Raw genomic sequence first — 13,456 nt, forward strand, 5'->3', positions numbered from 1 at the left:
TTTATCTATCCTTCAAGTACATCAATTAATTATTAAATTAACAATTGATAGACGGGAAAAGCATAGTAGGTAAGTAAATAGTATATGAGGATGTAAAATAGCCAGCTCTTATTTGGAAACAGTAATGTTTGCAAAATTAATAATAGCTAAGGCACAAGATGAAAGCAGCAACAATTAAGCACTTTTTTCGCATCCTCTGTTTGCTGACGATGGCATGTTCTTTATCTGGTTGTATTTACTGGATAAGAGCTTACCAGACCTATTTGCAGATGGATGAATTTGATCGTCATTTTACTATTGTTACTACTGATGAGTTTACCCTGAAATTTAAAGATCCCATTCTCTTTAGCAAAGATTTTGTTTCTTTATCCAGGTTGTATGCCAGTGAAGATGACCCTACTTTGGAAGGCAGACGTTGGCGATACTGGTTTCGCAAGGTTGATGTCAACAATAAAGTAATTGCTCCAGAGGTAAAGTTTTATTTTGATTTAAATTTTAATAAAGAAGAAAAGATAATTGGCTGGTCGTTTTCATCGTTATTTTTACAAATTGCTCCGGCAAAATTTTTAGAAGTTTCTTTGCGTTCAATCGGCGGTGCCGAAATTGATACAGAAAAACAACAATTACGGGCCAATAGTCAGCTGATAGACAAAATTACTGAAGATTTGCCCAAGAAGCCGGCGGTGCTTGCCCAATTAGGTGAGCCAATGGAAATAACGGATGAGGGCGATATAGAAGTCTATATGTACCATTTTCTATTGGAAACGCATCATATAGAAAAAGGCTATGAGGATCGTGCATTAAGTGAGGTAAAGCTTACCTTTGACAAGAAGACGCAAGATCTTGTTCGAATGAGTGGCCGTTTTGCAGGCCTGAAGGTTTCCATTAATTATCGAAAATTTCTTAATGAACCTTCGGGGTAGGCATTGTAGATATCAAAAACATGAGTATGCCTATCGCAAGCAGGCACAGGAGCTAAAAAATGACATGATAGTATTAAAATGAATCAAACAAATTGTATATTGATATTGTTACAAGAATTGATGCCACAACAATATCTTATACATTATTTTATAACTAACTAATTAATAAACAGATAATTATGATAAGTGTCCTGCTTGTTGATAATAATGAAATTATCCGTGCCGGTATTGAAGCATTGCTTAATACTACCCCGGATATTACCGTTGTAGGGGTGGCATCTTCTGGTGAAGAAGCGATTGATGCAATGACAACTCTGTCAGTAGATGTTCTGTTGATGGCTGTCAATATACCGGGTATCGGCAGTATAGAAACCTGTCGTAGAATTCTGCAAGATAACCCTGAAGTAAAAATTATTACCTTATCTATAAGCGATGCCAGTCCTGTCCCACCTGAATTATTTAAACTGGGTGTCTTGGGTTTTATTTCTAAAGAATCGCCGGTTGACGAGATTATTAATGCTATTCATGGGGTAATGACAGGAGGGTACAATTTGAACGTAAATACTGGCAGTCATTTGGCTAATCAAGATTTGCCTGACTATCATGATTCACCATTTTCAAAACTTTCCCGGAGAGAGTCTGAAGTTGTAACTTTAATTCTGCAGGGAAAATCGATTAAAGAAATGTCTAAAATGTTGATATTGAGCGATAAAACAGTCAATACCTATCGCTATCGTCTTTACGATAAACTTAACATAAAAAATGACGTTCAATTAACCCGACTGGCTATTAAATTTGGTCACATTGATGCCGCTTTTATTTAGCATCGATTTTTAATTACGCTATTAAAACTGGTAATATAGGCGCTTATCTAACCTGTAATTACTCAGACTCTGGCAATATACTTCGCACGGTCGATATTTTCGGCTTTCTGATCGGCCATTTTATCCGATAGCTACGTTGCAAAAACAGTTACATAGCTAGCTATGCGCCTGTTTTTTCACCTTGCTCTCGAATAAAATAACTCGATCATAAACTCCGTAAACATGATCGTGCGGAGTATATGTTAATCTTGTAAGAAAGGCTTTAGTTGCGATAACCGCTGCTAAAGCCTTTTCTATAACCAGAATTTTGATAATTACCTTAATATAGCCAATAAGTACCATGACCACACAACCTACTAAAGACCTCGAAACTTTCGATAACCCACAACCTGACCGCGATTATACAATACGTATTGATATTCCCGAATTCACTTGTCTTTGTCCAAAGACGGGCCAGCCCGATTTTGCAACCATCCAAATTGAATATGTACCTGCTGCACTTTGTGTTGAATTAAAAGGACTTAAACTATACATGTGGTCATTTCGTGATCAAGGCGCATTTCATGAGGCGGTTACCAATGAGATTCTCAACGATATCGTTAAGGCGATCGCGCCTAATTTTATGCGTATTCGTGCTGAATTTAACGTACGTGGGGGTATCTATACTTCTGTTGTTGTCGAGCACAGAAACAGTGACTGGGAAGCGCCGGAATTAGTTAATTTACCTTAATTCTTCTTTCTTTACTTTTTAAGCCAAATTCGGGTTACGACTGCATTGACAGCTGTGTAGGTCGGGTTAGCGATAGCGTAATCCGACATCTGGCTACAGTTGTCGATTTACGCTGCCAACCCGACTTACAAGCAATTGCCTATTCATGACTATTAAAGAAGCGTTAACCACCTTACCCCAATACATTTTACCGCATCATGCTTTGTCAAGAATGATGAGTAAACTGACTCATTGCGAAAATAAGGTCTGGAAGAATCTGTTTATCAAGCAGATTATCAGGCATTACGGGGTCAATATGAGTGAGGCAGTTGAACAAGACATCAATGCCTTTAAAAGCTTTAATCACTTTTTTACTCGTGAACTTAATCCCGATGTCAGACCGTTAACCAATGAGCGAAATGCCATCGCCAGTCCTGCTGATGGCGTGGTCAGTCAAGCTGGTAATATCACTAACGGTAAAATATTTCAGGCTAAAGGTAAAAGCTATACGGCGACCGACTTGCTAGGTGGCAGTGTTGAGCGTGCCGAACCATTTAATAATGGCGTGTTTACCACTATTTATCTTTCACCTAAAGATTATCATCGCCTGCATATGCCTTTAACCGGTACGTTAAGAGAAATGGTGCATATTCCCGGTCGATTATTTAGTGTAAATACGGCTACCACAAATTCTGTCCCCGGATTATTTGCCAGAAATGAGCGCGTTGTCGCCCTATTTGATACCGATGTCGGCCCAATGGCTTTAGTGCTGGTCGGCGCCATATTTGTATCCAGTATTGAAACGGTCTGGCATGGCGTTGTCACGCCACCGAACATCAGCACCGTACAAAGTTGGCAGTATCAGGAGAATGCACCTACATTAAAAATTGGTGAAGAAATGGGCCGCTTTAATATGGGTTCAACCATTATTGTTTTATTTGGCAAAGATAAAGCACAATGGGATAGCGCCTTAACTGCTGAAAAAGCGGTTAAATTAGGCGAGCAGATTGGTAAAATTCTGACTTGATTAAAGCCGATTTCCTGCGATGAAAATGCCCGAATTCATTCGGGTATTTTCATTCCTGGGTATATCCTTATCTGAGCCAGCGGCACTGACTTATCTCTTGCTTTTTTCCAAACAATGAATCACTCTCCCTGCCTGTAAGGTATGGGTAACCCGACCTTTTAGCATCTGTCCCCAAAAGGGTGTATTAACGCCCCGACTTTTCCAATTATCTGAATTAACCTGCCACTCTAATTCAGGGTCAAAAATACACACATCGGCTGCGAAGCCAACCGTTAAGGCTCCGCTTTTAATACGTAGGACTCGAGCCGGATTTTCGCTCAGTGAGGCTATGCCTTGCTCCAGGGTTATGATGTGTTCAGAGACTAATTTGAGCATTAACGGCAACAGTGTTTCCAGTGATGAAACACCGGGTTCTGTTTCTGGAAATGCACCCAGCTTGGCATCAATATCATGGGGTTGGTGGTCGGAACAAATGCTGTTAATGGTACCGCTAGCCAAGCCGCCTCTTAAATATTGCTTGTCTACTTCAGTACGTAAAGGTGGCAGTACATGATAGTTGCTATCAAAAGGAATGATGTCATTTTCGGTTAAGTGCAGTTGATGTATGGCAACATCAGCACTCACGTTCAGGCCATATTTTTTTGCCTGATAAATTTTAATCACTGATCGTTTACAGCTCAGCTGACCAAAATGTACGCGGCAGCCGGTTAGCTCTACTAATTCCAGACATTGCGCCAAGGCTATTGTTTCCGCTTCTTCCGGAATACCGGGTAAGCCATAGCGTGTTGCCACCGCACCTTCATGAGCACAACCGTTATTACCCAGCCAAAAATCATTAGGTCTGAACATGACCAACAGATCATGACTGGCCGCATATTCCATTGCTCGCCTTAATATCAGTAAATTTTTTACTGACTGACTGGCATTGCCGACTGCGATACAGCCAGCCTGTTTGAGCGATAACATGGAGCTTAATTCTGTGCCTTCCAGTTTTCGGGTCAGCGCCGCAATCGGATAAACCTGTGGATAGTCGGCCTTTTCCGCCAACTCCTTGATCAGCTCGGCAACAGCCGGTGTATCAATAACGGGTCTGGTATCCGGCTGTAAACACATCGTAGTAACGCCAGCGTTTGCAGCGGCAGTTGTTTCACTTTTGAAGGTTGCTTTGCGGCTTTGTCCCGGCTCACGCAAACGGGCACTTAAGTCTATAAAACCCGGACAGACTATTTGATTATGGGCATCGATAATAGTGTCAGGCTTAAAACCTTCGGGCTCGTTGGTTACAGAAACGATTTTACCATCAGCAATATAAACACAGCCAATACGGCTGATGTTGTTGACAGGATCAATAATGCATCCTTGTTTAATATGTATTTGACTCATCACATGACGCCCTGTTTTTGCATAGTCATAGCCATTATGGCCATACGGATGGCGATGCCATTACTAACCTGTTTGAGTATTACTGACTGCGGACCATCTGCGACTTTTGATTCAATTTCCACGCCCCGATTAATGGGGCCGGGGTGCATGACGATGGCATCAGGTTTGGCGATTTTTAATTTATCTTCAGTCAGTCCGAAACATTTAAAATATTCGCTTTCACTGGGTAATAATGCCGAAGTCATACGCTCTTTTTGTAAGCGCAACATGATGATGACATCAATATCTTTAAGTCCGGCAGTTAAGTTATGTGAAACGTTCACGCCCAGGCTTTCAACATGTGCCGGTAGCAGAGTCTTGGGGGCAATGACTCGTACTTCAGCGACTCCCAAAGTATTTAATGCCTGAATCTGTGACCTGGCAACCCTGGAATGCAGTATGTCGCCAATAATAGCCACGCGCAGATTTGAAAAATCTTTTTTTATCTGCCGAATGGTAAACATATCCAGCATAGCTTGAGTAGGATGCGCATGCTGTCCGTCACCGGCATTAATAACACTGATATGTGGCGCTGTATGCTGGGCGATAAAGTGTGCAGCTCCGCTGATTGCGTGACGAACTACAAACATATCGACAAACATGGCTTCCAGATTGCGTATGGTGTCGAGCAGGCTTTCACCCTTGGACGTGGATGAGGTCGAAATACTCATACTTAATACATCGGCAGACAAACGATTGGCCGCCAGCTCAAAGGTTGTTCGTGTACGCGTGCTGTTTTCAAAAAACAAGTTAACGATGGTTTTGCCACGTAATAGCGGCACTTTTTTAATCTTATGATCATTGATGCCGACAAAAGACTCTGCTATGTCCAAAATTTCTGTTAACAAGCTTTTTTCCAGCCCATCAATAGTCAAAAAATGCTTAAGTTTGCCTTCCGAATTTAGCTGGAGGTTGTCAGTCATCGCTTATGCTGCCTCTATGGTTTGTAACTCAATAGCCAGATGCTCAGGGCCGGTTAATTTTATGCGTTGATTAACATTGAGGGTGATATTTGCTCCTACGCAATCAGGGCACAAAGGGATTTGTCGGCCATCACGCGTTATTAATACAGCCAAAACTACTTGATTTGGCCGGCCATAATCAAAAATTTCATTTAAGGCGGCGCGAATTGTTCTGCCAGTGTAAAAAACATCATCTATCAGGATGATATCACGACCTTCAATATGCGGAGGTAACTGGCTGGGTTTTACATTGGGGTTAACACCAATTTGTGAAAAATCATCACGATAAAAAGAAATATCCAGTAATCCCAAAGGTTCAGTGATATTAAGTCGTTGGTGCATTTGCTCGGCTATCCATACGCCACCGGTGCGAATACCTATCATCAGCGGGTTAGATAATTGTCTTTCAATAATGATACGTTTTAGCTCGATTTCCAGTTTATTGAGTAAATCGTGTATTTCTAGCACTTAATAATCCTTTTTTATATAGTCATTTAACCAAGACTGCAAAATAAGCTGGGCTGCCAGTTGATCTTGTACTTCCCATAGTTTGCCGGCATTAACATTGAGCTCATCAAAGAGCATTTGTTTGGCTTCAAATGTTGATAACGTTTCGTCCTGTTGATAAACCGGTAGCTGATAGCGTCCTTCCAGTTGACGGCAAAATTTTAGCATCCGCTGTGTAACCGGGTTATCCGAGCCATCAGCTTGTCTCGAAATACCAACTACCAAACCGGCAGGTTGCCACTCCTTGATAAGCTTGCTGATGATTTCCCAATCCGGACTTTGATTGATAGAGCGAATAGTTTGCAACGGACTTGCTGTGGCGGTAATCGTTTGACCGACAGCCGTGCCAATTTTTTTATAGCCAAAATCAAAACATAGATAAGTGTCGACGTTGATTTTTGATAGTAATGGATCTTGCATAGCTTGGATTTTTTCAACAGAGGTCAAGATGGAAAATTACCGATCATGCCGGTAGTAAGGGCAAGTTCATAAGGAGATATTTATTTGAATATCGCCAAGTCAACCATGTCCTGCCGGTGTAGTTAATTGGTTAATATCAATACCTATTTGTTTGGCGGCCGCTTGCCAGCGTGCATTGATTGGCGTATCAAATAGAATATCCTGGCTGTTAGGCGTATTTAGCCAGGCATTTGCCAACATCTCCTGTTCCAGTTGACCTTCGCCCCAGCCTGCATAGCCTAAAGCAACGAGATAGTGTTTGGGGCCTTTACCCTCGGCAATCGCTTCAATGACATCGCGTGATGTCGTTAAGGAAATTGATTCTGAAACAGCCATCGATGCATCCCAGTTTCCCCCCGTCGTGTGTAATACAAAGCCACGTTCTTGATGTACCGGTCCACCGATAAAAACAACAACTTCCGAGGCGACAGGTGAAGTAACAGTTATGTTCATTTGCTTAAAAATCTCGCCCAGCTTCATTTCTGCCGGCCTGTTAATAACGATTCCTAAAGCGCCTTCGGCATTGTGTTGGCACAAATAGGTAACCGTATGAAAAAAAGCAGGATCAGCCAAATTAGGCATGGCGATAATAAACTGGTTATTTAAGTAAGTAGCTTGGTTCATGGTTCTTAGTATCAAAGGTTATGGTGACTTAATCAACTGTTTTATTGTGTAACCAGGCCTGATTCATCGGAGAATTTCCAGACACGGGTAATTACCATAACATCAAGTTCTTTGCGCAAATCCAAAGGTAATGGTGGAAATGGCGCACTCATACGGACAATTTTTATAGCAGCTTCATCCAATGCAGGGTTTCCCGAAGATTTGTTTATGCGAATACTATAGATACTGCCATCAGCCTTAATCCCAACATCCATGGTTAGTGTTCCCGAGAAGTTTTTTTTGCTTGCCGCTTCCGGATAATTGAGATTTCCCATACGCTCGACTTTACTTTCCCAGTCTTTTAAGTATTGTGCCGCAACAAATTTATGGGTACTAACCGAATTAACAAATTTTATTTTAGGTTCGTCTGCACTTGGCTTGCTTTGCCTGATTTCAGTACCTAATTGTGCAATTTGTTGACGTAATGATTCTGCGGTCAATTGTGGCGGTTTTTTAGGCTGACTGGCTACTTCAGCTTTATTGGCGGTGATAACCTTTTTTTCAGCCTTGTGCTGGGTAATTATTTTTTGTACTACTTTTGGTTTGCTTTCTTTGGGCTTAACCTCTTTTGGCTTGGCCTCTTTGGGGGCTACCTTTTCGATTTGTTTTACAGTGCTATTTTCCTGGCTGGGGAGTTTTTGTGCCGGCGGTTCAGGCTTTTTAATTTCTTCACCTGCACCCAACTGATTTTCCTCGGCTAAAAAATCGGTCTTTTTGGGAACATTTTTTACAGGGGCATTAATTAACGTAATATCTATCGATTTATTAATTTTATCAGGTTCGGGTGTGGTGAAATTCATTCCCAGTACCAAAATAAGATGAACAATAATCGCGACAGACAAAGCAATCAATAATGAATTATTGTTATTGGGTCGGATAGTCAAAGGAGCGAATATCGCCGTATTTTTCATATTATTGAATATTGCTTTCAATATGATCCATTAATTGACCCGCTATATTCAGTCCAAATTGCTGATCCAGTTCTTGAGCGCAAGTAGGGCTGGTAACATTAATTTCGGTCAATTTATCACCTATAACATCCAAGCCAACAAAAATCAGGCCTTTTTCACGTAGCGTAGGCCCTACCTGTTTTGTAATCCACCAGTCTTGTTCTGTTAATTCCCGGCCTTCTGCACGGCCTCCGGCAGCCAGATTACCACGAGATTCACCTTCGGCAGGAATACGTGCCAACGAATAGGGGACAGCTTCACCGTTGATCATTAAAATACGTTTATCACCATCTTTGATTTCCGGTATATATTTTTGAGCCATCACATAGCGACTATTATACTGGGTCATTGTTTCCAGAATGACGCTAAGATTAGGATCGTTTTGGCGTAAATGAAAAATGGAGGTTCCGCCCATTCCATCCAGTGGCTTTAAAATAATTTCCCCTTGTTCAAGCAAGAAATTCCTTATTCTGGCAGGTTCTCTGGCAACCAATGTTTCTGCGCAGCACTGCGGAAACCATGCGGTAAACAGTTTTTCATTGGCATCGCGCAATGATTGCGGTTTATTGACGACATAAACGCCCATGCTTTCGGCGCGTTCAAGCAGGTAAGTGGCATAAATATATTCCTGGTCAAAGGGCGGATCCTTACGCATCATAATGACATTGAGTTGATCCAGCGGAATATCTTGCTCGGCAATAAACTGATAGCATTGTTGGGCATTGCGCTCAACTGTCAACGTTCGGGTTCTGGCATAGGCCCTGCCGTTTCTTAGAAACAGATCGTTAAGCTCCATATAATGCAGCTCCCAACCTCTGGCCTGAGCCTCAAGTAACATGGCAAAGCTGGTGTCTTTTTTAATGTTGATATGGTCAATTGAGTCCATGACCATACCGAGTTTAATAGGCATTATTGTCCCGTTTTAATTAATGGATAAGAAAGGTATTACGTATATTTTATAGATTGTTATTTACCTTGAAAAGATTTTTTGGTATAAAGATCGGCTAACTTTTTAATTTAGGCACCCCAAGAGGTTAATTATGTCTAGAGTATGTCAAGTAACAGGTAAAAAACCCGTTACAGGTAACAACGTATCACACGCAAACAACAGAACCAAAAGACGTTTTCTTCCAAATCTGCAACATCACAGATTTTGGGTAGAAAGTGAAAATCGTTGGGTGCGTCTTAGAATTTCTACAAAAGCAATGCGCATCATTGATAAAAACGGCATCGACGCTGTATTGGCGGATTTGCGTAAAAACGGCACAAAAGTTTAAGGAGACAATAAAATGCGCGATAAAATTAAGCTGATTTCTACCGAAGGTACTGGCCACTTTTATACCACTACAAAAAACAAACGTACAATGCCTGAAAAAATGGAAATCAAAAAATTTGATCCATTTGCTCGCAAGCATGTTATTTATAAAGAAGCTAAGATTAAGTAATTAATTGAGTTTCTTAAAGTGCTTCAGATAGCCACAGTGAGTGTTCGCTTTGGTTATCTGGCCTTTTAAACAGTCCAATCATTAAAATCAATCCCCCACGATTTAAAAGCACCGCCTTCGTTACAAAGCACAAACACAGTAACTACCCACTTCTGAATAATCTTGTTTGGCACTACAAAAGTCACCACTCTTTCCTTTGCCACACTGCTGGCCGATAGAATTTTTTGGCGTTGAATAGCTCAATCTCGGGTAAAATTCGCTAATTATTGTAGAACACATACCTGATCACCATACCATGAAAAACATTCTGGTTGTATTTACCGGCGGGACTATTGGTTCATCTGCGTTTGCAGGAACCATCAATATTGCGGATACGGCAAAGTTTAAATTGATTGATCTGTTTGAACAGCACAGTAAAAATCCTCAACAAATCCATTTCAGCACAATTGAGCCCTTACAGCTTTTAAGCGAGAATCTTGTGCCTTGTGTCTGGAAAACACTGATTACTGCTATTGAAGCGCAGCAACCAGATCACTATGACGGTATTATTATTACTCATGGTACTGATACGTTAGCTTATACAGCAGCGGCTTTAAGCTTTTATTTTAATGCCATAAAAATACCCCTGCTCCTGGTTTCCAGCGATTATCCGCTGGATAATCCAAAAGCAAACGGCTTGGGGAATTTTATGTGCGCCGTTGAGTTTATACGGCAAAAAATCCAGGCTGGTGTTTTTGTTCCTTATCGTAATCAACAGCAGGCACTTCAAGTCCATAAAGGCTCTCGCCTCACCTGTTCGTTACAATTAAGTGGCGATTTTTTTAGTGTTCAGGGCAAAAGTTTTATGCGCTATGAAAACCGGATATTTTCGCAGTTGAATCCGGCGGCAAAATTAATATCTGGTTCGGATAGCCCTTTTTTAGAGGACGAGGCTTCGCTGGGAGAAATGACACCAACAAAAAATCCTCAGCTAAAAGCGTGTTTTTCTGAGCGGATTTTAATGATAAAACCTTATCCAGGATTGAATTACCGTTATTTTAACCTTGAAAATGTCGATGCAGTTTTGCATGACTTATATCATTCCGGTACCGCGTGTGCCTCAATGCAATGGGGCGAGAATTATTCGTTACTTGAGTTTATAAAGCGCTGCCGGGAACAAAAAATTAAGGTTTATCTGGCACCGGCGATTAAATCAGCTGATGCTTATCAAAGCACCAGAGCGTTAATAGAGCAGGGTACTGAAATGATCTGGAATATGTCTATTGAAGCCGCCTACGTAAAATTGATGCTGGCTTATGGAAATTTTACCGATGAGCAGCAAATAATGATGTTTATTGATGAAGATACTGCCGGGGAGCATGTTTGAACAGGCAGTCTCTTTAGTGATTGTTAAAACATTGTAGAGTACCGGAAACGTCACTTTTCGCTGGCACTCAAACGGATTTATTTCGGCCTGCAAGACTTTAGTTAACATTTAGGCATGGAAGAATTTAACAGTCCTTGCCATAATAGACTTTTATAGGCATTTTCAGGCAATACTCATTAACAAGCATATTTTATTAGGCGTTAGCGGCGGCATTGCGGCTTACAAGGCCGCTGAATTAGTCAGGTTGCTCAGAAAACAGGGCGCTGAAGTGCGGGTGGTAATGACAAAGTCGGCCATGCAGTTTATCGCTCCGTTAACTTTTCAGGCACTTTCCGGTAATCCGGTGCATAGTGAACTGCTTGATGCCGATGCAGAAAATGCGATGGGGCATATCAGTTTGGCGCGTTGGGCTGATTTGTTGATTATTGCACCGGCAACCGCCAATTTGATTGCAAAATTGACTCATGGCTTGGCTGATGATTTACTGTCAACGCTGTATCTGGCGGCAACGTGTCCGGTTTATGTCGCGCCGGCCATGAATCAGGCAATGTGGAACAAGACTGTTACACAGGAGAATATTGAAAAACTCCAGCATCATGGCGTTAAAATTATCGGGCCTGAACAAGGCGATCAGGCCTGTGGTGAAACCGGCTATGGTCGAATGTCCGAGCCGGTTGCTATTTGCAACTATCTGACTGATGCGCCAGAAAATCAGAGTTCGTCACCCGTGCAATGCCTCCAAGGCCTGAAAGTGTTAATCAGTACCGGTCCCACCCGCGAACCTTTAGATCCTGTGCGTTACCTTACCAATCGCAGTTCCGGGAAAATGGGTTACGCGTTGGCAAATGCCGCTTTAAAAGCCGGTGCAGAGGTAACGCTGGTTAGCGGTCCGGTGGCGTTGACCGCGCCTGCAAATTGTGAATTAGTGCCAGTAGAAACGGCCGCACAAATGTACGAGGCCGTTATGTCCAGAGCTTCAGGCCATACTATTTACATCGGCGCAGCGGCGGTGGCTGATTACAGTCCTGCCATTATGCAGTCTGAAAAAATAAAAAAGCAGGAAGAGCAAACCACTATCATCCTGCAAAAAACCAAAGACATACTAGCCGACGTCGCAAAACTCGATAAGCGTCCGTTTACCGTGGGTTTTGCTGCTGAAACACATAATCTTGAAACTTACGCGCGTGACAAGTTGGTACGAAAAAAACTGGATATGATTGCGGCAAACTGGGTGGGGCGAGAGCAGGGTGGTTTTGATAGTGAACAAAATGCCTTGCATGTTTTCTGGGAAAGCGGCGAGAAAACCTTGGCGATGACCGATAAGACCCGTCTGGCAGAACAGTTAATCAGCTTGATTGCCGAACGCTTTTTTATAAAATCTTAAAGAATTTTTACCACGAAGACACGAAGAAAAAAGAAATAAAACTTCGTACCCTTCGTGTCTTCGTGGTGAATAAGCTTTACCTATAAAACGCTTATTTTCTCGCCTCAATCAGTTTAATCATGTCACTGCTACGTTCGTCAACACGAACGAGTGCAAAACCACAGGCTTTGACATTTTTAACGGTGTTCCTGTTAATGTTGGCTCCGACCAGTGCAACAATTACCGGATTGATAAAGTTCATTATCTTTGCAAGCACAGGTTTTGAACTTAACACATGCTCCAGTAATAAAACCTGACCGCCCGGCTTGCAAACACGGTACAGCTCTTTTAAGCCTTTAATGGGTAATGGTACTGAACAAAAAACAAAGGAGCCGATGATAGTATCAAAACTGTTATCGGCAAAGTCTAAAGACTGCACATCCATCAGATTAAGTTCAACACAAACCGTTTTTCTGACCTTTTTATTAATAGCTTGCCTGAGCATTTCGGGGCTAAAATCAATGGCAGTTATTTGTGCATCAGCAGGATAATAATCAAAGTTTTTTCCGGTGCCAACACCGACTTCAAGAATATGATGACCGTCAACTTTCGCCCATAGTTTTTTACGCCAGTTTTTAAAAAACAAGCCTTCCATTACGGCTTCCAGGCCTTCAAAATAAGGTGCTATTCGATCGTAGCGTTTTTTGATTATCGTGCTGTCTGATTTCATAATGAGGTTAACTTGTAAATTAAGTTATCGAATATTACAGCGCTAACTTAAGCTTCAACAACACTATTTTTTTTTGTCATGTAAAATAGGGATTATTCTGACAGCG

16 protein-coding genes are annotated in these 13,456 nt (G+C 41.7%); 8 read left to right on the forward strand and 8 right to left on the reverse strand.

Translation table 11 applies throughout. From position 1 onward, the window contains the following. Window positions 1–158 precede the first annotated feature (158 nt). The 4 genes from N7974_RS07530 (at window position 159) to asd (ending at window position 3,483) form a co-directional block, all read left to right on the forward strand. Complete coding sequence (locus N7974_RS07530; RefSeq protein WP_262965019.1) at window positions 159–923, forward strand: hypothetical protein; 765 nt, start codon at window positions 159–161, stop codon at window positions 921–923. Window positions 924–1,102: 179 nt separating this feature from the next. After that, the gene (locus N7974_RS07535) at window positions 1,103–1,747 is read left to right on the forward strand and encodes a response regulator (protein ID WP_262965020.1); all 645 of its coding nucleotides are present in this window, start codon (window positions 1,103–1,105) and stop codon (window positions 1,745–1,747) included. Window positions 1,748–2,087: 340 nt separating this feature from the next. Continuing rightward, complete coding sequence (gene queF / locus N7974_RS07540) at window positions 2,088–2,477, forward strand: preQ(1) synthase (RefSeq protein WP_262965021.1); 390 nt, start codon at window positions 2,088–2,090, stop codon at window positions 2,475–2,477. Window positions 2,478–2,622: 145 nt separating this feature from the next. After that, window positions 2,623–3,483 (forward strand): archaetidylserine decarboxylase, encoded by an 861-nt coding sequence (gene asd, locus N7974_RS07545; protein WP_262965022.1) that lies wholly within the window; start codon window positions 2,623–2,625, stop codon window positions 3,481–3,483. A 90-nt stretch (window positions 3,484–3,573) separates the two neighbouring features. Here the strand turns inward: asd and N7974_RS07550 are convergent, their stop codons facing one another. The 7 genes from N7974_RS07550 to gshB all read right to left on the reverse strand — a co-directional run bounded on the left by N7974_RS07550 (window position 3,574) and on the right by gshB (window position 9,356). After that, window positions 3,574–4,866 (reverse strand): dihydroorotase, encoded by a 1,293-nt coding sequence (locus tag N7974_RS07550; protein WP_262965023.1) that lies wholly within the window; start codon window positions 4,864–4,866, stop codon window positions 3,574–3,576. Further along, a complete protein-coding gene (locus tag N7974_RS07555) occupies window positions 4,866–5,828 on the reverse strand; it encodes an aspartate carbamoyltransferase catalytic subunit (protein WP_243220184.1) in 963 nt (320 codons plus the stop codon). Before N7974_RS07555 ends, N7974_RS07550 begins: the two co-directional genes overlap by 1 nt. A gap of 3 nt (window positions 5,829–5,831) precedes the next feature. Beyond that, a complete protein-coding gene (pyrR, locus tag N7974_RS07560) occupies window positions 5,832–6,335 on the reverse strand; it encodes a bifunctional pyr operon transcriptional regulator/uracil phosphoribosyltransferase PyrR (protein ID WP_262965024.1) in 504 nt (167 codons plus the stop codon). Beyond that, window positions 6,336–6,794: a Holliday junction resolvase RuvX gene (ruvX, locus tag N7974_RS07565; RefSeq protein ID WP_243220182.1), complete on the reverse strand. Its 459-nt coding sequence runs from the start codon at window positions 6,792–6,794 to the stop codon at window positions 6,336–6,338. It lies immediately after the preceding gene. 99 nt (window positions 6,795–6,893) lie between these two features. Beyond that, the gene (locus N7974_RS07570; protein ID WP_262965025.1) at window positions 6,894–7,457 is read right to left on the reverse strand and encodes a YqgE/AlgH family protein; all 564 of its coding nucleotides are present in this window, start codon (window positions 7,455–7,457) and stop codon (window positions 6,894–6,896) included. Window positions 7,458–7,498: 41 nt separating this feature from the next. Beyond that, on the reverse strand, window positions 7,499–8,407 hold the full coding sequence (locus tag N7974_RS07575; protein ID WP_262965026.1) for a TonB family protein: 909 nt from the start codon (window positions 8,405–8,407) through the stop codon (window positions 7,499–7,501). 1 nt (window position 8,408) lies between these two features. Next, window positions 8,409–9,356 carry a glutathione synthase gene (gene gshB, locus N7974_RS07580; protein ID WP_262965027.1) on the reverse strand — a complete coding sequence of 316 codons (948 nt, stop codon included), beginning with the start codon at window positions 9,354–9,356 and terminating at the stop codon, window positions 8,409–8,411. Window positions 9,357–9,486: 130 nt separating this feature from the next. On the opposite strand from gshB, the gene rpmB reads away from it, so the two are divergent. The 4 genes from rpmB to coaBC all read left to right on the forward strand — a co-directional run bounded on the left by rpmB (window position 9,487) and on the right by coaBC (window position 12,641). Continuing rightward, entirely contained in the window at window positions 9,487–9,723 is a 237-nt protein-coding gene (rpmB, locus tag N7974_RS07585; RefSeq protein ID WP_243220176.1) for a 50S ribosomal protein L28, read from the forward strand. Window positions 9,724–9,735: 12 nt separating this feature from the next. Continuing rightward, window positions 9,736–9,891 carry a 50S ribosomal protein L33 gene (gene rpmG / locus N7974_RS07590; protein ID WP_243220174.1) on the forward strand — a complete coding sequence of 52 codons (156 nt, stop codon included), beginning with the start codon at window positions 9,736–9,738 and terminating at the stop codon, window positions 9,889–9,891. A 295-nt stretch (window positions 9,892–10,186) separates the two neighbouring features. Further along, window positions 10,187–11,257 carry an asparaginase gene (locus tag N7974_RS07595; RefSeq protein WP_262965028.1) on the forward strand — a complete coding sequence of 357 codons (1,071 nt, stop codon included), beginning with the start codon at window positions 10,187–10,189 and terminating at the stop codon, window positions 11,255–11,257. A 169-nt stretch (window positions 11,258–11,426) separates the two neighbouring features. Beyond that, a complete protein-coding gene (gene coaBC, locus N7974_RS07600; protein ID WP_262965084.1) occupies window positions 11,427–12,641 on the forward strand; it encodes a bifunctional phosphopantothenoylcysteine decarboxylase/phosphopantothenate--cysteine ligase CoaBC in 1,215 nt (404 codons plus the stop codon). 91 nt (window positions 12,642–12,732) lie between these two features. Here the strand turns inward: coaBC and N7974_RS07605 are convergent, their stop codons facing one another. Then, a complete protein-coding gene (locus tag N7974_RS07605; protein ID WP_262965029.1) occupies window positions 12,733–13,350 on the reverse strand; it encodes a class I SAM-dependent methyltransferase in 618 nt (205 codons plus the stop codon). Between the last annotated feature and the right edge of the window lie 106 nt (window positions 13,351–13,456).

It is taken from the genome of Methylobacter psychrophilus (genome assembly GCF_025583945.1).
GTDB lineage: Bacteria > Pseudomonadota > Gammaproteobacteria > Methylococcales > Methylomonadaceae > Methylobacter_C > Methylobacter_C psychrophilus.

Coding starts and splice junctions, on each gene's coding strand:
- N7974_RS07575 (WP_262965026.1), bottom strand. CDS start 8,407: ATGAAAAATACGGCGATATTCGCTCCTTTGACTATCCGACCCAATAAC.
- N7974_RS07555 (WP_243220184.1), bottom strand. CDS start 5,828: ATGACTGACAACCTCCAGCTAAATTCGGAAGGCAAACTTAAGCATTTT.
- rpmB (WP_243220176.1), top strand. CDS start 9,487: ATGTCTAGAGTATGTCAAGTAACAGGTAAAAAACCCGTTACAGGTAAC.
- rpmG (WP_243220174.1), top strand. CDS start 9,736: ATGCGCGATAAAATTAAGCTGATTTCTACCGAAGGTACTGGCCACTTT.
- ruvX (WP_243220182.1), bottom strand. CDS start 6,794: ATGCAAGATCCATTACTATCAAAAATCAACGTCGACACTTATCTATGT.
- N7974_RS07550 (WP_262965023.1), bottom strand. CDS start 4,866: ATGAGTCAAATACATATTAAACAAGGATGCATTATTGATCCTGTCAAC.
- asd (WP_262965022.1), top strand. CDS start 2,623: ATGACTATTAAAGAAGCGTTAACCACCTTACCCCAATACATTTTACCG.
- N7974_RS07595 (WP_262965028.1), top strand. CDS start 10,187: ATGAAAAACATTCTGGTTGTATTTACCGGCGGGACTATTGGTTCATCT.
- N7974_RS07530 (WP_262965019.1), top strand. CDS start 159: ATGAAAGCAGCAACAATTAAGCACTTTTTTCGCATCCTCTGTTTGCTG.
- N7974_RS07570 (WP_262965025.1), bottom strand. CDS start 7,457: ATGAACCAAGCTACTTACTTAAATAACCAGTTTATTATCGCCATGCCT.
- N7974_RS07605 (WP_262965029.1), bottom strand. CDS start 13,350: ATGAAATCAGACAGCACGATAATCAAAAAACGCTACGATCGAATAGCA.
- N7974_RS07535 (WP_262965020.1), top strand. CDS start 1,103: ATGATAAGTGTCCTGCTTGTTGATAATAATGAAATTATCCGTGCCGGT.
- queF (WP_262965021.1), top strand. CDS start 2,088: ATGACCACACAACCTACTAAAGACCTCGAAACTTTCGATAACCCACAA.
- gshB (WP_262965027.1), bottom strand. CDS start 9,356: ATGCCTATTAAACTCGGTATGGTCATGGACTCAATTGACCATATCAAC.